Origin of the sequence: Pseudomonas sp. MYb185 (assembly GCF_002979975.1) — a bacterium.
Lineage (GTDB): Bacteria > Pseudomonadota > Gammaproteobacteria > Pseudomonadales > Pseudomonadaceae > Halopseudomonas.
The window spans coordinates 1-24,071 of sequence record NZ_PCQD01000016.1; the positions used below are offsets into that span (position 1 = coordinate 1).

Here is a 24,071-nt window from a genome sequence, read left to right on the forward strand (position 1 = left end):
AGCGATCTCCAAAGAGGACGTAATGCCGAAGAGTATTAACTGTTACCCATGTCTCCGAACGTTTTGTTACCTATGTCTCCGGTCTATACATCAACGAGCCTACAGGGATGTATTTACGGCGTGTCGCAGACTGGCGGCTCCCGGCGCATAGGAGACTCGAAATCGCCAGATGAAACCTCAACAGTACTTATGCACGGAGCCAACCGCCAGCGCCTGGCGTACCGGTGCAAAGGAGCGGCGATGAATCGGCGTGGCGCCGAGCAGCTTGAGGGCAGCCAGATGGGCGGGTGTCGGATACCCCTTGTGCTTGCCGATACCGTAGCCGGGATACAGCAATTCCATCTCCTGCATTTCCCGATCACGCGCCACCTTGGCAAGAATGGAGGCTGCGGCGATGGCTGGTACCCGCGCATCACCGCCTACCACCGGTTCACCCGGCACCGGCAGCACCGGGCAGCGGTTGCCATCGACCAGCACCCGATCGGGACGCAGCGCCAGCCCGGCAACGGCGCGCTGCATGGCCAGCATGGTGGCATGCAGGATATTCAACTGATCTATCTCGGCCACTTCCGCACGACCGATGGCCCAGGCCAGCGCCCGTTCCTGGATGATGGGAAACAGTGCCTCACGATGGGCTTCGGTCAGCTTCTTGGAATCGTTCAGCCCTTCGATCGGGCGCAGCGGGTCGAGAATCACCGCAGCGGTAACCACCGCACCGCACAGCGGACCGCGCCCCACCTCGTCGACCCCGGCGACCAGCTCGTCACCCTCGGGCAGATTCCAGTCCATCAGCATCTGGGTCATGCCAGCCGCCCCTTGCTGCGCAGCAGCTCCAGCACCGCCTCGGCGGCAGCCTGATCGGCGTCACGGCGCAGCAACTGATGCAGCTGCATGAACACCGCCTCGGCCTGCTCACGCTCGGGTGTCGGGCCCAGCCGGTCAAGCAGGGCTTGCCCCATGGCTGCAGGAGTAGCGGCATCCTGGAGAAATTCCGGTGCCACTTCGCGCCCGGCGAGCAGGTTGGGCAGGGCCACATGCCCGACCTTGACCAGGCGCTTGAGAATCCTGAAGGTCAGTGAGGCCATGCGATAGGCGACCACCATCGGTCGCTTGAACAGCATCGCTTCCAACGTCGCCGTACCCGAGGCTATCAGCACGGCGTCGCAGGCCGCCAAGGCCTCGTGACCCTGGCCATCGAGCAGGGTCAGTGGTAACTGCAAGCCGCTGTCGGCGAGAATCGCCTCCATCTGCTGGCGCCGCTCGGGGTTGGCGCAGGGCAGGATGAAACGCAGTTGCGGATTGCGCTGCAGACACCAGGCGGCGGTCTGCAGAAACAGCAGGCCGAGCTTGCGCAGCTCGCCATTGCGGCTACCGGGCATCAGTGCCACCACAGGGGCCTCCCCGGCCAGCCCCAGGGTCTGACGGGCGGCCTGGCGGTCGGGCTGCAGCGGGATCCGGTCGGCCAGCGTATGGCCGACACAGCGCACCGCCACCCCGTGCTTGCGATAGACCTCTTCCTCGAAGGGAAACAGGGTCAGCATCAGATCGGTGGATTGGCGGATACCCTGCACGCGCTTCTCGCGCCAGGCCCAGACCGAGGGGCTGACATAGTGCACCGTGGGGATGCCCGCCTCACGCAGTCGCTGCTCGACGCCGAGGGTGAAGTCCGGGGCATCGATGCCAATGAACACATCCGGCCGCCGCTGCTTGAGAAACGCCACCAGTTCACGGCGGATACGCAGCAACTCACGCAGGCGCCCCAGCACCTCGACCAGCCCCATGACCGACAGTCGCTCCATCGGCACCTGGCTGACCAGCCCTTCGGCCTGCATGCGCGGGCCGCCGATACCGATGAACTCGGCATCGGGATGCACCTGTTTCAGAGCGCGGATCAGGCCGGTACCCAGGGTATCGCCGGACGCCTCACCGGCGACCAAGGCGATACACAGGGGTTTGTTCGGAGAAACTGCCGAGGCGCTCATGATCAGCGGGTGATGCCGCGGGTCGAGGCCAGGATAGAGTCGCGGTACAACGCCACTTCCGGATACTGGGCGGCCTCGTCATCGAGCAGTTGCAGTGCTTCCTGCAGGGTCTTGCCCTGACGATAGACCACCTTGTAGGCGCGACGCAGCGCGGTGATCAGCTCGGGGCTGTAGCCCCGGCGGCGCATGCCCTCGAAGTTCATGCCATGGGCATTGGCCGGATTGCCACCGACCATGACGAACGCCGGAATATCCTTGAACACCGCACTGTTGGCGGCACTCATCGACCAGGCGCCGATATGGCAGAACTGGTGCACAGTGGTGTAGCCACCAAGGATAACGCCATCGCCGACATGCACGTGGCCGGCGATGGTGGCATTGTTGGCCATGATGATGTTGTCACCGACCACACAGTCATGGGCGATATGCACATAGGCCATCAACAGGTTGTTGCTGCCGATGGTAGTGACGCCCTGGTCCTGCACCGTGCCACGATGCAGGGTACAGCCCTCGCGAATGATGTTGTTGTCACCGATCACCAGGCGGGTGGGCTCGCCACGATACTTCTTGTCCTGGCAATCCTCGCCGACCGAGGCGAACTGGAAGATCCGGTTGCCACTGCCAATGGTGGTCGGTCCCTTGACCACCACGTGCGGGCCGATGACGGTGCCCGCGCCAATCTCGACATCCGGGCCGATCAGCGACCAGGGGCCGACCTCGACGTCATCGGCCAGCCGCGCGGCAGGGTCAACGATCGCCTGAGGATGAATCCGACTCATACCTTGTGTTCCGCACAGATGATTTCACCGGAACAGGCTTCCTTGCCGTCGACCAGCGCACGGCAGGCGAACTTCCAGATACCGCGCTTGTTGCTGACGTAGGTGGCTTCCAGCTGCAGCTGGTCACCCGGTACCACCGGCTGGCGGAAGCGCAGTTTGTCCGAACCGACAAAGTAGTACAGCGTACCGTCCTCGGCCTTGGTGTTCATCATCTTGAAGCCCAGCAGGCCAGCGGCCTGGGCCATGGCCTCGATGATGAGCACGCCCGGCATGATCGGGTGGCCGGGGAAGTGCCCGTTGAAGAAGGGCTCGTTGACCGAGACGTTCTTGTAGGCACGAATACGCTTGCCCTCGAGATCCAGTTCGACCACCCGATCCACCAGCAGGAAGGGGTAACGATGGGGCAGGTATTCTTTGATTTCGTTGATATCCATTATTTCGCAAGGCCTTGCAGTGAAAGGTTGAATGCGCAAAGCGCACAGCTCAGGACTCAGATGAGTCCTGCGGCGCCGGGGTCACCGCTGGCAACTGTTTCTCCAGTTGCTGCACGCGTTTGGCCAAGGCATCGAGTTGACGAATACGTGCAGCGCTCTTTTTCCATTCAGCGGCGGGCTGCATCGCCGTACCGGAGGAGTATGCACCCGGCTCGGTAATGGAGCGCGTGACCATGGTCATGCCGCTGACGAATACGTTATCGCAGATATCGATATGCCCGACCATGCCGACACCGCCGGCGATAGTGCAGTTACGCCCGATCCGGGTACTGCCGGAGATACCGACACAGGCGGCCATGGCCGTGTGATCGCCGATCTGCACGTTATGCGCGATCTGGATCTGGTTATCCAGCTTGACGTCGTTGCCGATCACCGTGTCGTTGATGGCGCCACGGTCGATGGTGGTGTTGGCACCGATCTCGACATCATCGCCAATCAGCACACCGCCGATCTGGGCGATCTTCTGCCACTTGCCCTGGTCCTTGGCAAAGCCGAAGCCTTCGCCACCAACCACCGCACCGGACTGGATCACCACCCGCTCGCCCATGCGCACATCGTGATACAGCGTCACCCGCGGCGCCAGCCAGCTGCCTGCGCCGATACGGCAACGGGCGCCGACGAAGCACTGGGCGCCCAGGGTCACGTTGGCACCGATCACCGCATCGGCCTCGATCACCACCCCGGCGCCGATCGATGCAGAGGCATCCACACTGGCCGAGTCGGCGATCACCGCACTGGGATGAACCCCCGGCACGGCACGCGGCTTGGGATCGAAGTGGTGCGACAGTCGGGCATAGGCCAGGTAGGGATCGGCGACGATCAAGGCGTTGCCGGCATAGTCCGCCGCGTCGGCTTCGGTCAACAGCACCGCGCCGGCACGGGTGCCGGCGAGCTGCTTGCGGTATTGCCGGTTGGCCAGGAAGCTCAGCTGGTCCGGGCCGGCATCGTGCAATGCCGCCAGGCCGCGAATCAGCTTGCTGCCATCACCGGACAGACGCGCATCCAGCCGCTCGGCCAGTTGCGCGAGGGTCACTCCGTTAGAGTCCGCCATGCCGATCAACGCGTGCTGTTCAGGCGCTCGATGACCTGACGGGTGATATCCAATGCCGGTTTGACATCGATGACCGCGCTGCGGTCGATGACCAGATCATAATCGCCGGCCTGCAGTACGGTTTCCACCGCCTTGTCCAGCTTCGGCTTGAGCTGTTCGAGCATTTCCCGATCAGACTGCGCCTTGGCGTCGTTCAGTTCCTTGGACTGGACCTGGAACTCGCGGGCCTTCTGGCGGAACTCCAGTTCGATCTTCTCCAGCTCGGTCTGGCCCAGCTTGTCGCCATCACGCTGCATGCGCTCCTGCAGACGCTTGGCCTCGGCCTCGAGATTCTTCAGACGCTGCAGCTGGCTGCCGAATTTCTTCTCCGCATCCACCGAATAGCGCTTGGCGGCATCCGATTCGAGCAGCGCCATCTGGTAGTCCAGTACCGCTATCTTGGTCTGGGCCGCAACCGGGAGGCTGGCCAGCGCCATGACCGACATCACTGCAATGCAAACATACTTGCGCACTCTTGACACTCCTGATGAAAAATGGGTTCCCGGCTTCAGAACGTCTGACCCAGGGTGAACTGGAAGACCTGCCTGTCATCGTCAGACTTGTCGTTCAACGGCACGCCCAGACTGAAGCCCAGCGGACCCAGCGCCGTCAGCCACGACAGGCCGACCCCAGCACTGTAACGGATTTCGCTGGCAGTCACATCAGGACAATCACTGCAATAGGTGTTGAACACGTTACCGGCATCCAGGAACAGTACCGTACGCAGCGAGCGACTATCCTGGACGAAGGGCGCCGGGAAGATCAGCTCCAGACCACCAGTGATCTTGACGTTACCACCGAACGGCAGTGGGTCCTGATCCGGGTCGTTCGCGTGGGGGGTACTTTTCGGCCCCAGGGTACTGTCTTCGAAGCCACGCACCGAGCCGATCCCGCCGGCGAAGTAGTGCTCATAGAAAGGCATCTGCTTGGTCGAACCGAAGCGCCGGGCAAAACCGCTGTCGGTATGCACACGCAGGGTCCAGTCCTGGCTGATCGGGAAGAAGCGCTGGCCACGATAACCGAGCTTGTAGAAATACAGGTCGCTACCGGGAACGGTGGTCTCCAGACTCAGGCTCTGGGAATAGCCGCGATCCGGGAACATGCCGCGGTTGAGAGTGGACTGCGACCAGCCGACGTTGGCCTTGAGGTTGAAGAAGCTGTCACCCTCGTTCCTCAGGAACTCCTGGATTTCCTGGACGGTGTAGACACCCTCCTTGATCTCGTCACGCTGCAGCGACATGCCGAACGACAGGCGCGAGGTATCGCTGATCGGATAGCCGATATTGATACCGGCACCATAGGAGTCGACGGAGTAGCTGGAGATATCCACGTCCAGCTCATCGTAGTCGGTGGTACGGTAGAAAGCGTTGTAACCGAGGCTGACCCCATCGGCGGTGAAATAGGGATTGAGGAAACCGAACGACAGCGCGGTCTGGTAGGCGGAGCGGTTGGCGCTGAAGCTCACCCGGTTACCGGTACCGAAGAAGTTGTTCTGGCTGATCGAACCGCCGAGGATCAGACCGGTGCCCTGGGCGAAACCGAGACTGGCCGTCACCGAGCCCGAGGGCTGCTCTTCCACCGTGTAGTTGACGTCGATCAGGTCATCGGCCCCAGGCACAGGCACCGTCTCGACGTCGACTTCCTTGAAGAAGCCCAGGCGTTCGAGACGCACCTTGGACTGGTCGATCAGATAGGTGGAAGCCCAGCCACCTTCCATCTGGCGCATTTCCCGGCGCAGCACTTCATCATCGGTCTTGGTGTTGCCGCGGAAGTTGATGCGGTTGACGTAGGCACGCTGGCCGGGATCGACGACGAAGGTCACATCCACGGTACGATCCTGTTCGTTGACCTGCGGCATGCCGTTGACGTTGGCGAAGGTATAGCCCTCGTTACCCAGCCGGCGACCGATCAGGTCGGAGGTGGCTGTCATCACCTGGCGGGAGAAGACCTGGCCCGGCTCGACCAGCAGCAGGCGGCGGATATCCTGCTCCGGCACCACCAGGTCACCGGACAGCTTGACCTCGTTGACCGTGTACAGCTCGCCCTCGTCGATATTCACGGTGACGTAGACGTGCTTCTTGTCCGGGGTGATCGACACCTGGGTCGAGGCGATATCCATGTTGATGTAGCCGCGATCCAGGTACCAGGAGCGCAGACGCTCCAGGTCACCGGAGAGCTTTTCCCGGGAATACTTGTCATCGTTGCGGATGAACGACAGCCAGCCAGTGGTCTTCAGCTCGAACAGCGGGATCAGTTCGTCATCGGAGAACACCGAGTTGCCGACCACGTTGACGTGCTTGATCGAGGCCACCGAGCCCTCGTCGACGACGATCTTCAGCGCCACGCGGTTGCGCGGCTCGGCGATCACTTCGGTTTCGATATCGGCGGAGTAGCGGCCCTGGGCCACGTACTGGCGCAGCAACTCGTTGCGCACCCCTTCCAGGGTCGCCTGCTGGAAGATCTCGCCCTCGGCCAGCCCGGCCATGCGCAGGCCGTTGAGCAGATCCTCGCTCTTGATCGCCTTGTTGCCTTCCAGCTCGATGGAGGAGATGGAGGGGCGTTCGACCACGTTGATGATCAGCACGTCGCCTTCACGACCCAGCTGGATATCCTGGAAGAAGCCGGTACGGAACAGCGAACGCGAGGCCTCGACCAGGGCCTGGTCATCCGCCTGGTCACCGATGTTCAGCGGCAAGGCGCTGAAGACACTGCCAGCGGAAACACGTTGCAGACCATTGACGCGAATGTCGGAAATCTGGAAGGCATCGGCAAAAACTCCCGGCGCCAGGAGTATCAGCAATAGCGCAGGCAATAGGTAACGTTTCATGAAATCCGTTCTGGCTGACTGGTTAATATCTTATCTGCCGCGCGCGGCAGTTCGGTAATAGGAGTCGGACAACAGCACACGCGCATGTTTCCCCAGCTCCCCGTATTTCTCTGCCGCTCAGTTACCCAACCGACTTATATCGTTATAGATGGCAAACAGCATCACCCCGACGATCAGGGTCAAGCCTATCTGCAATCCCCAGCCCTGGATACGCTCGGACAGGGGTTTGCCTCTGATCCATTCCGTCACGTAGTAAACCAGATGACCACCGTCGAGCACCGGGATCGGCAGCAGGTTCAGCACACCCAGGCTAATGCTCAGATAAGCAATGAAACTGAGAAAGCTTTCCACTCCGGACTTGGCCGAGGCGCCCGCCACTTTAGCAATGGTTATCGGGCCGCTCAAGTTTTTTGCCGAGACCAGGCCGGTGACCATCTTTTTCAGCGAATCGAGGGTCAGCGCGGTCATATCCCAGGTTTTCACCAGCGCTACCGGGATTGCCGCCAACGGGTTGTAGTCGATGCTGCGGATCATGTGCTCGGGCCACTCGAAGGCCTCGATGCCGGCGCCGATAAAGCCGACCGACTTGCCATCCTGCTCACGTACTTCCGGCGTGATGCTCAGCATGCGCAGTCGCCCGTCACGCTCGACACCCAGCTCCAGCGGCTGGCCGGCACTGCCCTGGATGCGCGGTACCACCTCGCCCAGCCAGTCGCTGACCGGCTGCCCATCGATCGTCACGATCAGGTCGCCGGCACGCAGGCCGGCTTGCTCGGCGGCGCCACCCGGGCTGATCTGGCCGAGCAACGGCGGCACTGCCGGCTTCCAGCTGGTCAGGCCGAGCGCGGTCACCGGGTCCGGCTGATCGACGCCGCGCAGCCAGTTGTGCAACTGCAGCGTGTAGCTCTGCGGCGTGCCCTCGCCGTCCCGGGCCAGCACCTGCAACTGCCCGGTTTCGCCCAGCCGGCGAATCAACTGCAGGTTGATATCGTGCCAGCTGGGAGTCTGGTTGCCGTCGATCTCGAGGATTTCCAGGCCTTCGCTCAGGCCGGCACGCTCAGCGATGCTACCGGGCTCGACCGGGCCGATCACCGGCGCCACCGTGGTGATACCGAGCACCGCGATCAGCCAGAAGGCGGCGATCGCCAGCAGGAAGTTGGCCAGGGGACCGGCGGCTACGATGGCAATGCGCTTTTTCACATCCTTGCGATTGAAGGCCTGGTCCAGCTCGGCCTCGGGGACCGGGGCTTCGCGCTCGTCGAGCATCTTGACGTAGCCACCCAGGGGAATACCAGCGATGACGAATTCAGTGCCATGGCGGTCGTGCCAGCTGTACAGCGCGGGGCCGAAGCCGATGGAAAAACGCAATACCTTGACGCCGCAACGACGTGCGACCCAGAAATGGCCATATTCGTGAATGGTGACCAGCAGTCCCAACGCCACTATGGTGGCCAGCAGAGTAAACAATAGATCCATTCAACGCCTCACTCGGGGACCCTGCAGGCAGGCCTGCGCCCGCCTGTCATGCCCGGTTTGCCAGCCACCTGTGCGCGTGCTCGCGTGCCTGACGATCAGCCAGCATGACCTGAGCCAGCTCTTCGACCTGCACCGGTGGCAGGCAGTTCAATGTGTACTCGATGATAACAGGGATATCGGTGAAACCAATGCGCCCATCGAGAAAGGCCTGTACCGCCACCTCGTTGGCCGCATTCAATACCGCGCAGGCGGTGCCCCCTGCATCGAATGCCTGGCGGGCCAGCCACAGACAGGGAAAGCGCTGCGGATCAGGCGCCTGGAAGTCCAGCCGTGCGGTGCTCAGCAGGTCCAGCGCGCTGACCCCGGAGTCGATACGCTCCGGCCAGGCCAGGGCATGGGCGATCGGCGTGCGCATGTCCGGATTGCCCAACTGGGCCAATACCGAGCCGTCGACGTAGTCCACCAGCGAATGCACCACGCTCTGCGGATGCACCACCACCTCGACCTGCTCGGGACGCGCATCGAACAGCCAGCAGGCCTCGATCAGCTCCAGCCCCTTGTTCATCATGCTGGCCGAGTCCACTGAGATCTTCTGCCCCATCGACCAGTTCGGATGGGCGCAGGCCTGGGCGGGAGTGACGCCAGCCAGGTCTTCCAGGGCGAAATCGCGGAACGGACCACCGGAGGCGGTCAGCAGGATGCGCCGCACCCCGACCTGGCCCAGCCCGTTCGCGTAGTTGCGCGGCATGCACTGGAAGATCGCGTTGTGCTCGCTGTCGATCGGCAGCAACTGGGCGCCGGAGTTGCGCACCGCCTGCATGAACAGCGCGCCGGACATCACCAGTGCTTCCTTGTTGGCCAGCAGCACGCGCTTGCCGGCACGTACCGCCGCCAGTGTGGGCGACAGTCCGGCAGCACCGACGATGGCCGCCATGACCACATCGACCCGCTGGTCGGCAGCCACCTCCGCCAGCGCCTCGACCCCATGCAACACCCGGGTCTGCAGACCGGTGGCCTGCAGCCGCTGCTGCAACGGCTCCGCCTGCGCAGCATCGGCAACCACCGCGAACAGCGGGTCATGCTGCCGGCATTGCGCCTCCAGCACGGCCATCTGGCTGTGGCCGGTCAGGGCGAAGACAGCATAGCGATCGGCATGTCGCGCCACCACATCCAGGGTGCTGACACCGATCGAACCAGTAGCACCCAGCACCGTTATCCATGCGCGACTCACCCGAGCAGACTCCCGAACAGGTACCAACCCAGCGCGAATACCGGTACCGCTGCGGTGAGACTGTCGATACGATCCATGATGCCACCATGCCCGGGCAGCAGGTTGCTACTGTCCTTGAGCCCCTGCTCGCGCTTGAACAGGCTTTCGGTGAGATCACCGACCACCGAGAACAGCACCACCACCAGGGTACCGAGCATGCCGATCAGTACCGACTGCATCGACCAGTCCAGATAGAGCATCGCCGCCACCGCCAGCAACTGGGTCAGCAGCACACCGCCGAGCAGCCCCTCGATGGTCTTGCCAGGACTGACCCGGGGCAGCAGCTTGTGACGACCGAAGGTCTTGCCAGCGAAATAGGCGCCGATATCCGCCGCCCAGACCATCACCACCAGCGCCAGGATCAACCACAACCCGGCTTCCTGGGCGCGCAGCCAGACCAGCCCGTACCAGGCCGGCAGCAGCACCAGCAGCCCGAACAGCTGGGCGATCAGCGAACCGGACCACAGCCCACGGCCATTGGGATAGCGGATGATCATCGAGGTTGCCAGCAACCACCAGCCCAGCGCCGGTGCCAGCATGAAATGTGGTGGCCAGGCATCGCGGTACAGGCCCACCAGCAGCAACGCCACCGCCAGCGCGTAGATGACCCGCCCCTTGTGCGTCTGCTCTCCAGCCAGCCGCGCCCATTCCCAGGCCCCCAGGGTGACGATGAAACCGATCATCACCGCGAACCACAGATGGTCGAGCAGCACGAAGCCGGCAATAACCAGAGGCGCCAGGATGACGCCGGTAATAATACGTTGCTTGAGCATCAGGACTCCGCTGCCACCTGTTCGCTGGTTTTGCCGAAGCGCCGTTGACGGCAGGCGAAATCGGCAAGGGCTGCGCGCATGGCGTCGTGTTTGAAATCAGGCCAGAAAAGATCGGAGAAATACAGCTCGGCGTAAGCCAGCTGCCACAGCAGGAAGTTGCTGATACGCCGCTCCCCACCGGTGCGGATGCACAGATCCGGCATCGGGAAATCGCCGGTGCACAGCCGCGCACCGACCTCTTCGGCACTGATCGCCTCGGCGTCGATGACACCGGCGACGGCATCCCGAGCCAGGGACCGAGCCGCCTGGGTTATGTCCCACTGACCGCCGTAATTGGCGGCGATCAGCAGTTGCAGGCCGCTGCAGTTGGCGGTCAGCGCCTCGGCATCGGCCATCGCCCGCTGCAATACCGGATCGAACCGGCTGCGATCACCGATGATGTTCAGACGGATGTTGTTGTCCCGCAGCTTGCGCACCTCCCGGTGCAGGGCGAACAGGAACAGCTCCATCAGTGCGCCCACTTCTTCCTGAGGCCGCGCCCAGTTCTCACTGGAGAAGGCGAACAGGGTGAGCACCTCGACACCTTCGCGGGCGCACACCTCGATCACCGCCCTGACGGCGTCGACACCAGCCTTGTGCCCCGCCACCCCCGGCAGGAAACGCTTGCGCGCCCAGCGGTTGTTGCCATCCATGATGATGGCAACGTGACGGGGCACTGCTGCGGTTACAGCTTTGTTATCGGTCATGGCAAGGGACTCTGGCTGGTCGGGAAGCAGACAGCATCAGATCGCCATCAGATCCGCTTCCTTGGTTTCCAGCGCCTTGTCGATCTCGGCAACGTACTTGTCGGTCAGCTTCTGCACTTCGTCAGCGGCACGACGCTCGTCGTCCTCACTGATTTCCTTGTCCTTCTGCAGATCCTTGAGCTGGCCCAGGGCATCGCGACGGATGTTGCGCACCGCTACCCGGGCATTCTCGGCCTCACCACGCGCCTGCTTGGTATAGCCCTTGCGGGTTTCCTCGGTCAGCGCCGGCATCGGCACCCGGATGGTGGTGCCCGCGGTAGCCGGGTTCAGGCCCAGATCGGAGGTCATGATGGCCTTTTCCACTGCCTGGATCATGCTCTTGTCGAACACGCTCAACGCCAGGGTACGGGAGTCCTCGACGGTGACGTTGGCAACCTGGCGCAGCGGCGTGTCGGCACCGTAGTAGGACACCATGACGCTGTCCAGGATGCTCGGGTGCGCCCGTCCGGTGCGGATCTTGGCGAAAGCGCCATCCAGCGACTCGACGGACTTCTTCATGCGCTCCTGCGCTTCCTTCTTGATTTCGTTGATCATTACTCAGCCCTCGATCAATGTGCCCTCGGCGCTTCCTACCACTGCATTGAGCAGCGCGCCGGGCTTGTTCATGTTGAATACCCGCAGGGGCATCTTGTGATCGCGAATCAGACAGATAGCCGTCAGATCCATTACGCCCAGCTTCAGATCCAGTACCTGATCATAGCTGAGGCGGTCAAAACGTTCGGCATTCGGGTCCTTCATCGGATCGCGATCATACACGCCATCGACCTTGGTCGCCTTGAGCACCACGTCGGCATCCACTTCGATGCCGCGCAGGCAGGCTGCGGTATCGGTGGTGAAGAACGGATTACCGGTGCCAGCAGAAAATATTACCACGTCGCCACCCGCCAGATAGCGCATCGCCTTGCGCCGATCATAATGCTCGGTGACCCCTTCCATGGCAATCGCCGACATCACGCGGGTCTGGATATTGGAACGCTCCAGCGAGTCGCGCATGGCCAGCGCGTTCATCACGGTGGCCAGCATACCCATATGGTCGCCAGTGACCCGGTCCATGCCGGCAGCGCTGAGCGCGGCACCGCGGAACAGGTTGCCACCACCGATAACCAGCCCCACCTGGACACCGATGCCGATCAGTTGACCGATCTCCAATGCCATGCGATCCAGTACCTTCGGGTCGATACCGAAGTCCTCGGTGCCCATCAGGGCCTCACCGCTGAGTTTTAGAAGAATTCGCTTGTACTTGGGCTGACGGCTGCTAGGTACCTGGGCCATTCATCACTCTCCTGCTGTGGGGTGAAACACTCAACGAGTCACTCCCAGACAACCGGAGCGCTGACTTGTTCAGTATTTCTTAAAAAGAAGGCTTCACGCCTGCGCGTGAAGCCTTCCTGGGTAACCTGGTTGCAGACTCCGCAACGGGAGTCTGCAGAAGCGTCGGTCACGCCGTGCCATTACTGCTTGGACGCAGCCACCTGGGCAGCCACTTCGGCAGCGAAGTCGACCTCGGCACGCTCGATACCCTCGCCCACTTCGAAGCGGGTGAAGGAAACGATCTCGGCACCGGCTTTCTTGGCCAGCTCGCCGACCTTGACTTCCGGGTCCTTGACGAAGGCTTGCTCAACCAGGCTGGCTTCCGCCAGGAACTTGTTGATGCGGCCCTTGACCATGTTCTCGACGATGTTTTCCGGCTTGCCGGCGATCTTGTCGGCGTTCAGCGCCAGGAAGATTTCCTTTTCCTTCTCGATCACCTCAGGGGATACCTGGGACGGGTCGAGCAGTTGCGGGTTGCTGGCAGCCACATGCATGGCGATGTCACGGGCCAGATCGGCGTCGCCACCTTTCAGGGCAACCAGTACACCAATGCGGTGGCCGTGCAGGTAGGCACCCACCACGTCGCTTTCCACACGGGCCAGACGACGGATGTTGACGTTCTCGCCGCACTTGGCGACCAGCGCTTCACGGGCGGATTCCTGATCGGCGATCAGCGGAGCAGCGTCGGTGTAACCGGCAGCGAAGCCTTTTTCCAGGCTCTCGTTGACGAAGCCCTTGAAGTCGTCCTGCAGAGCCAGGAAGTCGGTCTGGGAGTTGACTTCGATGATGATGGCGGACTTGTTGTCGTCAGCCACCTTGACCGCGATAGAACCTTCGGCAGCAATGTTGCCGGCTTTCTTGGCGGCCTTGATCGAACCGGCGGCACGCATGTCATCGATGGCTTTCTCGATATCGCCACCGGCTGCGGCCAGTGCCTTTTTGCAATCCATCATGCCCTGGCCGGTACGCTCACGCAGTTCCTTGACCATGGCTGCAGTAATCTGTGACATGAACTATTCCTCTGACTTGCTTGATTGGGGACCATCCGAACCACAGGACAGCCTCATCATGTTGCTTTCAAGATGTTGCATTCAAGATAGTGCAAAAAGGGGGCATGGCCCCCTTTTTGAATACGGCTTTCAGACCACGCCGATTCCCACTCAGCCTTCGGAGGCCTCGGAGGCTGCAGCGGTCTCCTCGACGAACTCGTCGACGCCGCCGCTGTTCTTGCCGCGCAGTACCGCATCAGCCATGGCGCCGGCGTACAGCTTGATGGCGCGGATGGCGTCATCGTTGCCGGGGATCACGTAGTCGACACCTTCAGGGCTGCTGTTGGTATCGACGATGCCGATAACCGGAATGCCCAGCTTGTTGGCTTCGGTGATGGCAATGCGCTCGTGCTCGACGTCGATCACGAAGATGGCATCGGGCAGGCCGCCCATGTCCTTGATACCGCCCAGGCTGCGATCCAGTTTTTCCAGATCACGGGTGCGCATCAGCGCTTCTTTCTTGGTCAGCTTGGTGAAAGTGCCGTCTTCGGCCTGGACTTCCAGATCGCGCAGACGCTTGATCGACTGACGAATGGTCTTGTAGTTGGTCAGCATGCCGCCGAGCCAACGGTGATCAACATAGGGCATGCCGGCGCGGGTGGCTTCTTCAGCAATGATCTTGCTGGCAGCGCGCTTGGTGCCGACGAACAGCAGCTTGTTCTTGCCGCTGGCCAGCTTCTCCACAAAGCTCAGGGCTTCGTGGAACATGGGCATGGTTTTTTCCAGGTTGATGATGTGAATCTTGTTACGCGCGCCGAAAATGAACTTGCCCATTTTCGGGTTCCAGTAACGGGTCTGGTGGCCGAAGTGCGCACCGGCCTTCAGCATGTCACGCATGGAAACTTGGGTCATGATAACTCCATAGATAGATTGGGTTGAGCCTCCACATATCCCGCTGTCCAACCCCGCAGGGCACCCAGGGCAACGTGTCGATATGTGTGCGGTTTCAGTAGTGCCTGCGGCGGAAAAATCCCGCGTTCGTTCAGGCGCGGCGCTTTATACCACATAATGCCGGGCTGAATAAAGACCGGTGTGCCGGACGGCGCACCCGCCCCGATGCAGCAGACGCCTGGCCAGTTCTGATAAACTCTCGCCAGATCCATCCATTCTGCACGCCGGCTGGCGTGGCAACACGAGAGAATTTCCCTACATGAGCGTATCCATCAAGACCCCCGAAGACATCGCCGGTATGCGCGTGGCCGGCCGGCTCGCCGCCGAAGTGCTGGAGATGATCGGGGAATACGTCAAGCCGGGCGTGACCACCGATGAGCTGAACCAGCGCTGCCATGACTATATCGTCAATGAGCAGAAGGCCATTCCCGCACCGCTGAACTACGGCGGCGGCCATGGCCGCATCCCTTTCCCCAAGTCCATCTGCACCTCGCTCAACCATGTGGTCTGCCATGGCATCCCGAATGACAAGCCGCTGAAGAGCGGCGACGCGATGAACATCGACGTCACCGTGATCAAGGACGGCTATCACGGCGACACCAGCAAGATGTTCCATGTCGGCGAAACTCCCGAATGGGTCACCCGGCTCTCGCGCGTCACCCAGGAATGCCTGTATAAAGGCATCTCGGTGGTCCGCCCCGGCGCCCGGCTGGGTGATATCGGCCAGATCATCCAGGATCATGCCCATGCCAACCGCTACAGCGTGGTACGCGATTACTGCGGTCACGGCATCGGCAAGGTCTTCCACGAGGAACCCCAGGTACTGCACTATGGCAGGGCGGGGACCGGCCTGGAGCTGCAGGAAGGCATGATCTTCACCATCGAGCCGATGCTCAACCAGGGGCGCGCGGAAACCCGCCTGCTGGGGGACGGCTGGACCGCCATCACCAAGGACCGCAAGCTGTCGGCCCAGTGGGAACACACCATTCTGGTCACCGCCGATGGCTACGAGATCCTGACATTGCGCAAGGAAGAAACCTTCCGCTGAGGTCTGTTACCGGAGTCGAGGAAGCACTGTGGATCACGAACTGTTTGACCCGAGCCAGTTCAAGGCCGATCTGGCACTAGCGCGCAGCCCGATTCCCGCTTTCAGGAAGGCCCTCCAGCACGCCGCTGATGTTCTGCAGGCGCGCTTCGAGGGTGGTCGGGACATTCACAAGCTGATCCATGATCGCGCCTGGCTCACCGACCAGATCCTGCGCCAGGCCTGGACCACCCTGGCCTGCCCTGAAGAAGCCGACATAGCCCTGCTGGCGGTCGGCGGCTACGGCCGTGGTGAACTGCACCCGCATTCGGACATCGACCTGCTGATCCTGCTGCGCGACGGCAGCAGCGGCGAACATTACCACGAGGCCATCAGCCGCTTCCTCACCTTGCTCTGGGATATCGGCCTGGAGGTCGGCCAGAGCGTGCGCAGCATCAGCGAATGCCAGCATGAAGCACGGGGCGACGTTACCGTCATCACCAACCTGATGGAATCGCGCATCCTGGTCGGTGACCAGCAACTGCGCCAGGCGATGATCGATGCGCTCGGCCCGCAGCAGATGTGGACCAGCGCCGAGTTCTTCCGCGCCAAGCGGGCCGAGCAGCACGCCCGCCATGCCAAGTTCAACGATACCGAGTACAACCTCGAGCCCAACGTCAAGAGCTCTCCTGGCGGCCTGCGCGATATCCAGACCATCGGCTGGGTGGCGCTGCGCCACTTCGGCACCAGCAACCTGCGCGAACTGGTGGATCAGGGCTTTCTCAACGAGCCCGAATACAACATCCTCGCCGGCGGCCGGGCCTTTCTCTGGCAGGTGCGCTTTGCCCTGCATACCCTGGCCGGGCGCGCCGAAGACCGGCTGCTGTTCGATCACCAGCGGGCCCTGGCGCGACTGTTCGGCTTCGAGGACAACGACGCCAAGCTGGCGGTCGAGCGCTTCATGCAGAAGTACTACCGCATCGTCATGTCGCTGTCGGAACTCAACGACCTGCTGATGCAGCATTTCGAGGAGATCCTGCTGCGCAATGCCGAGGCGGCGGACATCCAGCCGCTCAATGCACGCTTTCAGGTACGCAACCACTACATCGAAGTGACCCATCCGCAGGTATTCAAACGCACCCCCTTCGCTCTGCTGGAGATTTTCCTGCTGATGGCCCAGCACCCGGAAATCCGCGGCGTACGGGCCGACACCATCCGCCTGCTGCGCGACCACCGACACCTGATCGATGACGAGTTTCGCAGCGACATCCGCAATACCAGCCTGTTCATCGAACTGCTGCGCTGTCGCGAAGGCATCCATCGCAACCTGCGGCGGATGAACCGCTATGGCATTCTCGGTCGCTACCTGCCGGAGTTCGGCCGCATCGTCGGCCAGATGCAGCACGACCTGTTCCACATCTATACGGTGGATGCGCACACGCTGAACCTGATCAAGCACCTGCGCAAACTCGGCCGCCCCGACTATCAGGAAAAGTACCCGCTGGCCTGGAAGATCTTCTGCCGCCTGCCCAAGCCGGACCTGCTGTACATCGCCGGGCTGTATCACGACATCGCCAAGGGCCGCGGCGGGGATCACTCCGAACTCGGTGCGGTCGATGCCAGCCGCTTCTGTCAGCGCCACCAGCTGCCGGCCTGGGATACCCACCTGGTCTGCTGGCTGGTGGAAAATCACCTGATCATGTCCACCACCGCCCAGCGCAAGGACATCTCCGATCCACAGGTGATCCACGACTTCGCCACGCACATGGGCAACCAGGTGCGCCTGGACTACCTGTACGTGCTGACCATCGCCGATATCAACGCCACCAACCCGAACCTGTGGAATTCCTGGCGGGCCTCGCTGCTGCGCCAGCTGTACACCGAAACCAAGCGCGCCCTGCGCCGCGGCCTGGACAATCCGCCCGACCGCGCCGAGCAGATCGCCGACACCCAGCGCGCCGCCATGGACATCCTGGTACGCAGCGGTATCGACGAGGACGACACCGAAGCGCTGTGGGCACAGCTGGGCGACAACTACTTCCTGCGCCACACCGCCAGCGACATCGCCTGGCACACCGAGGCCATCGTCCAGCACCCGCTGCACCGCGGACCGCTGGTGCTGATCAAGGAAACCGCCCAGCGCGAGTTCGAGGGCGCCACCCAGATATTCCTCTATACCGCCGAACAGCACGACCTGTTCGCGGTGACGGTGGCGGCCATGGACCAGCTCAACCTGAGCATTCAGGACGCCCGGGTGATCACCACCAACCATATCAATCTGGGCACCTACATAGTGCTGGATGCCGATGGCGGCTCGATTGGTGACAATCCCGAACGCACCCGCGAGATCAAGCGCGAACTGGTCGACGCGCTGTCCGACCCGGACGCCTATCCGGCGATCATCCAGCGCCGGGTACCGCGCCAGCTCAAGCACTTCGCCTTCGCCCCGGAAGTCACCATCTTCACCGACCACGGCGGCCAGCACACCATCCTCGAACTCAGCGCCCCCGACCGGCCCGGTCTGCTGGCGAAAATGGGAAAAATATTTCTGGATTTCGACATCAGCGTGCAAAATGCCAAGATCGTCACGCTGGGCGAACGCGTGGATGATGTTTTCGTGCTAACCGATGCGGACAACCAGCCGTTGTCCGACCCACAATTGTGCCAGCGCCTGCAGAACACCATTATCCGTACGCTCAGCTACAACACCGGCCAGCCGGACACCGGCATGCCGCAATCCATGGATATCTGAGGACCGGATGAACAGCGATCTGCAACGGCTGCAGCCCTACCCGTTCGAAAAACTGCGGGCGCTGCTCGCTGACGTCACGCCCAACCCCGAGTTGACGCCGATTTCCCTGTCCATCGGCGAACCCAAGCATGCCGCGCCAGCCTTCGTGCTGGATACCCTGGCCGCCAACCTGGAACAGGCCGCCGTCTATCCCACCAGCGCCGGCCTGCCGGCCCTGCGGCAGAGCATCGCCGACTGGCTGAACCAGCGTTTCCAGCTGCCTGCCGGCATACTCGATGCCGACCGGCATGTACTGCCGGTCACCGGTACCCGCGAAGCCCTGTTCTCCTTCACCCAGGCCGTGGTCGAACGCGACCCGCAGGGTCTGGTGGTCAGCCCCAACCCCTTCTATCAGATCTACGAAGGCGCCGCACTGCTGGCCGGAGCGCAACCGCACTACCTGGCCTGTGATGCGGACAACGGCTTCATCCCCGATTTCGACCGGGTGCCCGAGGATATCTGGCAACGCTGCCAGCTGTTGTTCCTCTGCTCCCCCGGCAACCCCACCGGCGCCGTGATCCCGCTGGAGACCCTGCAGAAGCTCATCGCCCTGGCCGACCGCCATGACTTCGTCATCGCCTCGGACGAGTGCTACAGCGAGATCTACCGTCCGGGCCAGAGCGCACCACCTGGGCTGCTGCAGGCCTGCGCTGCCATGGGCCGGGATGACTTCGCACGCTGCGTGGTGTTCCACAGCCTGTCCAAGCGCTCCAACCTGCCCGGCCTGCGTTCCGGCTTCGTCGCCGGCGACGCCCGCCTGCTGGGTCCCTATCTGACCTACCGTACCTACCACGGCTGCGCCATGCCGATCCCGACCCAGTTGGCCAGCATCGCCGCCTGGCAGGACGAGCAGCACGTCGCCGCCAACCGTGAGATGTACCAGAGCAAGTTCGATGCGGTACTGGGTATTCTCGGCGAGGTCATGGATATCCAGCGCCCCGATGCCGGTTTCTACCTGTGGCCGGCCACGCCGCTGGATGACGAAAGCTTCACCCGGCGCCTGCTGGCCGAACAGAACGTCGCCGTGGTGCCGGGCCGTTACCTGTCACGCGACATCGATGGCCACAATCCCGGCGCCGGCCGGGTACGCATGGCGCTGGTCGCGCCGCTGGCCGATTGCATCGAAGCCGCCCAGCGCATCCGCACCTTTATCAGGAGTCTGTGAAGATGATCACCCTGTATGGCATCAAAGCCTGCGACACCATGAAGAAAGCCCGCACCTGGCTGGACGAGGCGGGCATCGAATACCACTTCCATGACTACAAGAAGGAAGGTATCGACGCCGACAGTCTGCGCAACTGGTGTCAGGAACATGGCTGGGAGAAGATCCTCAACCGCCAGGGCACCACCTTCCGCAAACTCGACGAAGCGGACAAACAGGATATCGACCAGAACAAGGCCATCGCCCTGATGCAGGCCAACCCGTCAATGATAAAAAGACCGGTACTGGATATCGGCTCACAGCGCCTGGTCGGCTTCAAACCCGACCTGTATGCAGCTGCCCTCTGACACCATGCACGAAGGAACACCCGATGAGTGAGCATTTCAGTCTGGCCCTGGGTATCGGCACGCAGAATACTGCCGGTGACTGGCTGGAAGTCTATTATCCCCAACCCATTCTCAACCCCGAGCGCGAGCTGGTCGCAGTGGTCGCCAGCCAGATCGGCTACAACGGCGGCAACCAGGCCATCAGCCTGTCCGCCAGTCAGTGCGCCGTACTGGGCAAAGCCCTCACCGATGCAGGCTTTGCCGAGCTCGGCGCATTGGCCACCCAACTCAAGGACAGCAGCCGCCCGCTGGTGGCGACCATCCTGGAAACCGATGACGCCCCTACCACCACCCCCGGCGCCTATCTGAAGCTGCACTTGCTGTCGCACCGCCTGGTCAAGCCCCACGAAGTGGTGCTGGCCGGCCTGTTCCCGCTGCTGCCCAACGTCGCCTGGACCAACGAGGGCGCCATCGACCTGCGCGAGCTGCCCCAGCGCCAGCTCAGCGCTCGCCTGCAAGGCCACGACCTGCAGGTGCACAGCGTCGACAAGTTCCCGATCATGACCAACTACGTGGTACCCACCGGCGTGCGCATCGCCGATACCGCACGGGTGCGTCTGGGCGCCTACATCGGTGAAGGCACCACGGTGATGCATGAAGGCTTCATCAACTTCAATGCAGGCACCGCTGGCACCAGCATGGTCGAAGGGCGCATCTCGGCGGGCGTGTTCGTCGGCAAGGGCTCGGACCTGGGTGGCGGCAGCTCGACCATGGGCACCCTCTCCGGCGGTGGCAACATCGTCATCTCGGTCGGCGAAGGCTGCCTGATCGGCGCCAACGCCGGGATCGGCATCCCGCTGGGTGACCGCTGCACCGTGGAAGCCGGCCTGTACATCACCGCCGGCCTCAAGGTCGCGCTGCTGGATGATGACGACAACCTGGTGAAGATCGTCAAGGCTCGGCAGTTGGCCAATCAACCCGACCTGCTATTCCGCCGCAATTCGCAGACCGGCTCGATCGAGTGCAAGACCAACAAGAGCGCAATCGCCCTCAACGATATGCTGCACGCGCATAACTGACGCAGAAAAAGCCCGGTTCGCCGGGCTTCCAGGCTCGGTGCAAACAGCCCTTCCATCATCCGTGTCACGTTCAGAGTATCCTTCGCACCGGGAGCGACCTGCCTGCGACACGCCTTCTGCTGAGACACCGAACAGTCCGGCTTCGGATAGCGCAGTTGCTCGGTGGAATAGACGCAGCCCCCCCGAAGCTGCGCTTGCTCTGCGCCCGGGGGTAATTGTAGTCACGGCGCAGCAGCGAGCGCGCCTTGGCCTCTAGCGGGTCGATCTGCCCGCCGCCACCAATATCCTTGGTGATGTATCCTTGTACACAACATCACTGAGGCACCGGGTTCATTCTGCACCGCCAGCGGCCAGATGCATCGCCATTCTATCGAACAGGAGTTTTACCCGCTTCAGTTCCAACCGGGCAGTCGGCACCATGATTTTCACCCAACGTTCCACCAACGAGAATTCCTCCAGCACCGGAACTAGCTGCCCGGCCTGCAGGGCATCGGCAACAACCGGCAGTGCCAGTTGGACAATTCCATGGCCACCGCGGGCGGCAGCGGCCTGGGGCTCGCGATCTGCCGCAACATCGTCGAAGCGCATGAGGGTGATATCAATGCCGAGGTATCGGCACTCGGGGGCTTGCGCATCGTGTTGACGCTACCGGCACTGGTGGGCTGATGCAAAGCGCTCTCGGACACATTCTGATCATCGAAGATGAGCCACGGCTGGCCGCAGTGCTCGGCGAGTATCTGCACGCGGCCGGCTATACGCACCACTGGGTTGGCGACGGTGCGCTGGCGATGAGTGCGTTCCAGGCGCAGGCGCCGGATCTTGTGCTGCTCGACCTGATGCTGCCCAACCGCGACGGACTGGACATCTGCCGCGATCTACACCGCCTCGGGACAGTGCCGGTGATCATGGTGACCGCACGCACCGAGGAGATCGACCGGCTGCTCGGGCTGGAGATAGGAGCCGATGACTATATCTGCAAACCGTTCAGCCCACGTGAGGTCGTCGCACGCGTCCACGCTGTGCTCCGCCGCCATCGCCAGGCACCGGGCGGAATGTCCGTGCCGGGGCTGCACATTGACGAGGCCGCCTGCCGCGCCAGCGCAAACAGCATCCCACTGGACCTGACGCTGGTCGAGTTCCGTTTGCTGCGGACATTGGCCGAGTCGCCTGGGCGTGTCTTTTCACGCGAGCAGTTGATGAACCAGCTGTATACCAGCCACCGCATCGTTACCGACCGCACCGTCGATAGCCACGTCAAGAATCTGCGCCGCAAGCTCGACAAGGCTGGGAGGGCAGACTGGATTCATTCAGTTTACGGCATCGGTTACCGTTTCGAGGCCTAAGCATAGACCGCCCAGAGAGCTCCTGGCTTCGGACTAAAACCATGCATGCCCCGACAGCTGTTTCGCCCAAGTCAGTCAGCGCTAGCGACTGAGGCTCTCTGTATGTCAGATACTCTGCTCACTAGTCGGCGCTACGCTGGATATCTGCTGTGACATACGCGCAGCATCATCGCCAAAACAGCGCGTGGCCTTCAGCAGCGCCAGCATGGTCAGCATGAATGCAATCGGAATCAGGTACATAGCATCGTGTAGACCCACGGCCTTGAATGTCTCGTTCATCTCACTGGCCCCCGCTTCCAGCATGGCGGCATGGGCGAAATAATCCGAAAGCAGGCCAACACCTATCGGTCCCATGGCGCCACCCAACAGATACAGGCCAGCCATGAACAGGGCCATCGCCGTAGCTCGCAGGCGCGGCTCGACCACATCCTGAATCGCGGTGTAGACACAGGTAAAGTAGTTATAGGAGAACAGCCAGCCGATGCTGAACACCGCGACGAATATTCCCACCTCGATACGTCCGGCATAGAGAGCCGCACCGGTTGCCAAGGCCGCCACCAACATGCTCAGGGCGGCAAGCAACAAACGCCCCGCGGCCCATCGTTGATGTACACGGTCCGCCAGCCACCCTCCCAACGTCAGACCAAGCAGGCCAGTGACACCAACTATCACTCCCGTCGCTACCGCGGCCTGTTCCAGGGGTAGCAGGAAATAGCGTTGCAACATCGGCACCATGAAAGTCGTGCAGGCATATGAAGCAAAATTGAATGCGAGCCCCGCCAGCAGCAGCCACCAGAAAGTGCGAATAGTTAGAATCTTGCGCAGTGGTTGATCAACAGTACCGCTAGCTATCTGCGTGCTCTCCGCCGCACCACGCACCGGTTCCTTGATCTTGAAAATGAACAATGCCAACAACAGGCCGGGCACCGCCGCGATAAAGAACGGCGCGCGCCAGCTGTCGAATGCCTTGACCATGGCACCCACGGTAAAATAGGCCAGCAGCAGGCCGATCGGCAAACCAAGCATAAAGATGCCCATGGCTCGCGCACGTTTATGGGCCGGGAACAAGTCACCCAGCAGTGAGCTGGCGGCTGGAGCATAACTGGCCTCGCCCATCCCCACACCCATGCGAACCACCAGAAAGCTCCAGAAATTCCAGGCCATTCCGGTCAGTCCGGTGAGCCCACTCCACACAACCAACCCCCAGCCCATGACCCGGCTACGTGAGCCAGTATCGGCCATGCGCCCAAGGGGCAGACTCGCCAGCGCATAAACGATGGTGAACACGGTACCGGCAAGACCCACTTGCAAATCGCTCAAGCTCCATTCCATTCGCATCGGTTCGATGATGATGGCGGGAATGGTCCGATCAAAGAAATTGAACAGATTGGCTAGAAATAGCAGAAATAGAACTCGCCAGGCGTTGCTGGCCTGCGCAGGGGGGTGCGGCATGTTTGAAGGAAACTCCGTTGTTGTTATCAGGGCACCAATGTCTGTAACAGGCCGCCGCAGGCGCGTAAGAAAACGAAGCACCACAATGAGCCGAGCCAGACTGTGCAAGCAGGTTAGCATAGACAGTTTAAGGTTAATACCTTATT

Annotated in this window: 24 protein-coding genes; 7 read left to right on the forward strand and 17 right to left on the reverse strand. The window is 62.0% G+C overall.

Annotated elements, in window-relative coordinates; translation table 11 throughout:
* Positions 1 to 177: 177 nt before the first annotated feature.
* The 15 genes from rnhB to rpsB form a co-directional block, all read right to left on the reverse strand.
* On the reverse strand, positions 178 to 795 hold the full coding sequence (gene rnhB / locus CQ007_RS17155) for a ribonuclease HII (RefSeq protein WP_371919841.1): 618 nt from the start codon (positions 793 to 795) through the stop codon (positions 178 to 180).
* A gap of 5 nt (positions 796 to 800) precedes the next feature.
* Positions 801 to 1,982: a lipid-A-disaccharide synthase gene (gene lpxB, locus CQ007_RS17160; RefSeq protein ID WP_105647065.1), complete on the reverse strand. Its 1,182-nt coding sequence runs from the start codon at positions 1,980 to 1,982 to the stop codon at positions 801 to 803.
* A gap of 2 nt (positions 1,983 to 1,984) precedes the next feature.
* Entirely contained in the window at positions 1,985 to 2,761 is a 777-nt protein-coding gene (lpxA, locus tag CQ007_RS17165) for an acyl-ACP--UDP-N-acetylglucosamine O-acyltransferase (RefSeq protein ID WP_105647066.1), read from the reverse strand.
* The gene (fabZ, locus tag CQ007_RS17170) at positions 2,758 to 3,198 is read right to left on the reverse strand and encodes a 3-hydroxyacyl-ACP dehydratase FabZ (protein ID WP_105647108.1); all 441 of its coding nucleotides are present in this window, start codon (positions 3,196 to 3,198) and stop codon (positions 2,758 to 2,760) included. The genes lpxA and fabZ overlap by 4 nt, the downstream gene beginning before the upstream one ends.
* A gap of 46 nt (positions 3,199 to 3,244) precedes the next feature.
* Complete coding sequence (gene lpxD / locus CQ007_RS17175) at positions 3,245 to 4,306, reverse strand: UDP-3-O-(3-hydroxymyristoyl)glucosamine N-acyltransferase (RefSeq protein ID WP_105647109.1); 1,062 nt, start codon at positions 4,304 to 4,306, stop codon at positions 3,245 to 3,247.
* A gap of 5 nt (positions 4,307 to 4,311) precedes the next feature.
* Positions 4,312 to 4,818, reverse strand: coding sequence for an OmpH family outer membrane protein (locus CQ007_RS17180; RefSeq protein ID WP_105647067.1), 507 nt, complete (start codon positions 4,816 to 4,818; stop codon positions 4,312 to 4,314).
* A 35-nt stretch (positions 4,819 to 4,853) separates the two neighbouring features.
* The gene (bamA, locus tag CQ007_RS17185; RefSeq protein WP_105647068.1) at positions 4,854 to 7,172 is read right to left on the reverse strand and encodes an outer membrane protein assembly factor BamA; all 2,319 of its coding nucleotides are present in this window, start codon (positions 7,170 to 7,172) and stop codon (positions 4,854 to 4,856) included.
* 117 nt (positions 7,173 to 7,289) lie between these two features.
* Positions 7,290 to 8,648: a sigma E protease regulator RseP gene (gene rseP / locus CQ007_RS17190; RefSeq protein WP_105647069.1), complete on the reverse strand. Its 1,359-nt coding sequence runs from the start codon at positions 8,646 to 8,648 to the stop codon at positions 7,290 to 7,292.
* A 46-nt stretch (positions 8,649 to 8,694) separates the two neighbouring features.
* Positions 8,695 to 9,879: a 1-deoxy-D-xylulose-5-phosphate reductoisomerase gene (ispC, locus tag CQ007_RS17195; protein WP_105647070.1), complete on the reverse strand. Its 1,185-nt coding sequence runs from the start codon at positions 9,877 to 9,879 to the stop codon at positions 8,695 to 8,697.
* On the reverse strand, positions 9,876 to 10,691 hold the full coding sequence (locus CQ007_RS17200; RefSeq protein WP_105647071.1) for a phosphatidate cytidylyltransferase: 816 nt from the start codon (positions 10,689 to 10,691) through the stop codon (positions 9,876 to 9,878). The genes ispC and CQ007_RS17200 overlap by 4 nt, the downstream gene beginning before the upstream one ends.
* A complete protein-coding gene (uppS, locus tag CQ007_RS17205) occupies positions 10,691 to 11,437 on the reverse strand; it encodes a polyprenyl diphosphate synthase (protein WP_105647072.1) in 747 nt (248 codons plus the stop codon). Before uppS ends, CQ007_RS17200 begins: the two co-directional genes overlap by 1 nt.
* Positions 11,438 to 11,473: 36 nt before the next feature.
* Positions 11,474 to 12,031: a ribosome recycling factor gene (gene frr, locus CQ007_RS17210; RefSeq protein WP_105647073.1), complete on the reverse strand. Its 558-nt coding sequence runs from the start codon at positions 12,029 to 12,031 to the stop codon at positions 11,474 to 11,476.
* A 3-nt stretch (positions 12,032 to 12,034) separates the two neighbouring features.
* Positions 12,035 to 12,769, reverse strand: a complete 735-nt coding sequence (gene pyrH, locus CQ007_RS17215; protein WP_105647074.1) for a UMP kinase — start codon at positions 12,767 to 12,769, stop codon at positions 12,035 to 12,037.
* 179 nt (positions 12,770 to 12,948) lie between these two features.
* A complete protein-coding gene (gene tsf / locus CQ007_RS17220) occupies positions 12,949 to 13,818 on the reverse strand; it encodes a translation elongation factor Ts (protein ID WP_105647075.1) in 870 nt (289 codons plus the stop codon).
* Positions 13,819 to 13,968: 150 nt separating this feature from the next.
* Positions 13,969 to 14,709, reverse strand: coding sequence for a 30S ribosomal protein S2 (rpsB, locus tag CQ007_RS17225; protein WP_105647076.1), 741 nt, complete (start codon positions 14,707 to 14,709; stop codon positions 13,969 to 13,971).
* 298 nt (positions 14,710 to 15,007) lie between these two features.
* Here rpsB and map point away from each other — a divergent pair, with 298 nt between their 5' ends.
* From map to dapD, 5 genes are read left to right on the forward strand one after another with little or no spacing between them, the layout of a single operon-like run.
* Positions 15,008 to 15,796 carry a type I methionyl aminopeptidase gene (map, locus tag CQ007_RS17230; RefSeq protein ID WP_105647077.1) on the forward strand — a complete coding sequence of 263 codons (789 nt, stop codon included), beginning with the start codon at positions 15,008 to 15,010 and terminating at the stop codon, positions 15,794 to 15,796.
* Positions 15,797 to 15,824: 28 nt separating this feature from the next.
* Positions 15,825 to 18,524: a [protein-PII] uridylyltransferase gene (locus CQ007_RS17235; protein WP_105647078.1), complete on the forward strand. Its 2,700-nt coding sequence runs from the start codon at positions 15,825 to 15,827 to the stop codon at positions 18,522 to 18,524.
* 7 nt (positions 18,525 to 18,531) lie between these two features.
* Positions 18,532 to 19,728 (forward strand): succinyldiaminopimelate transaminase, encoded by a 1,197-nt coding sequence (gene dapC, locus CQ007_RS17240; protein ID WP_105647079.1) that lies wholly within the window; start codon positions 18,532 to 18,534, stop codon positions 19,726 to 19,728.
* A gap of 2 nt (positions 19,729 to 19,730) precedes the next feature.
* Positions 19,731 to 20,072 carry an ArsC family reductase gene (locus tag CQ007_RS17245; RefSeq protein WP_105647080.1) on the forward strand — a complete coding sequence of 114 codons (342 nt, stop codon included), beginning with the start codon at positions 19,731 to 19,733 and terminating at the stop codon, positions 20,070 to 20,072.
* 23 nt (positions 20,073 to 20,095) lie between these two features.
* Positions 20,096 to 21,130 carry a 2,3,4,5-tetrahydropyridine-2,6-dicarboxylate N-succinyltransferase gene (gene dapD, locus CQ007_RS17250; protein ID WP_105647081.1) on the forward strand — a complete coding sequence of 345 codons (1,035 nt, stop codon included), beginning with the start codon at positions 20,096 to 20,098 and terminating at the stop codon, positions 21,128 to 21,130.
* Positions 21,131 to 21,460: 330 nt separating this feature from the next.
* Here dapD and CQ007_RS17255 read toward each other — a convergent pair whose 3' ends face one another.
* Positions 21,461 to 21,718, reverse strand: coding sequence for a hypothetical protein (locus CQ007_RS17255; protein WP_256582328.1), 258 nt, complete (start codon positions 21,716 to 21,718; stop codon positions 21,461 to 21,463).
* Here CQ007_RS17255 and CQ007_RS19435 point away from each other — a divergent pair.
* Both CQ007_RS19435 and CQ007_RS17265 read left to right on the forward strand, forming a co-directional pair.
* On the forward strand, positions 21,656 to 21,796 hold the full coding sequence (locus CQ007_RS19435) for an ATP-binding protein (protein ID WP_218278912.1): 141 nt from the start codon (positions 21,656 to 21,658) through the stop codon (positions 21,794 to 21,796). The genes CQ007_RS17255 and CQ007_RS19435 overlap by 63 nt on opposite strands.
* A complete protein-coding gene (locus tag CQ007_RS17265; RefSeq protein WP_105647082.1) occupies positions 21,796 to 22,473 on the forward strand; it encodes a response regulator in 678 nt (225 codons plus the stop codon). Before CQ007_RS19435 ends, CQ007_RS17265 begins: the two co-directional genes overlap by 1 nt.
* Positions 22,474 to 22,578: 105 nt before the next feature.
* On the opposite strand, the gene CQ007_RS17270 is transcribed toward CQ007_RS17265, so the two are convergent.
* Complete coding sequence (locus CQ007_RS17270; protein ID WP_105647083.1) at positions 22,579 to 23,925, reverse strand: MFS transporter; 1,347 nt, start codon at positions 23,923 to 23,925, stop codon at positions 22,579 to 22,581.
* Between the last annotated feature and the right edge of the window lie 146 nt (positions 23,926 to 24,071).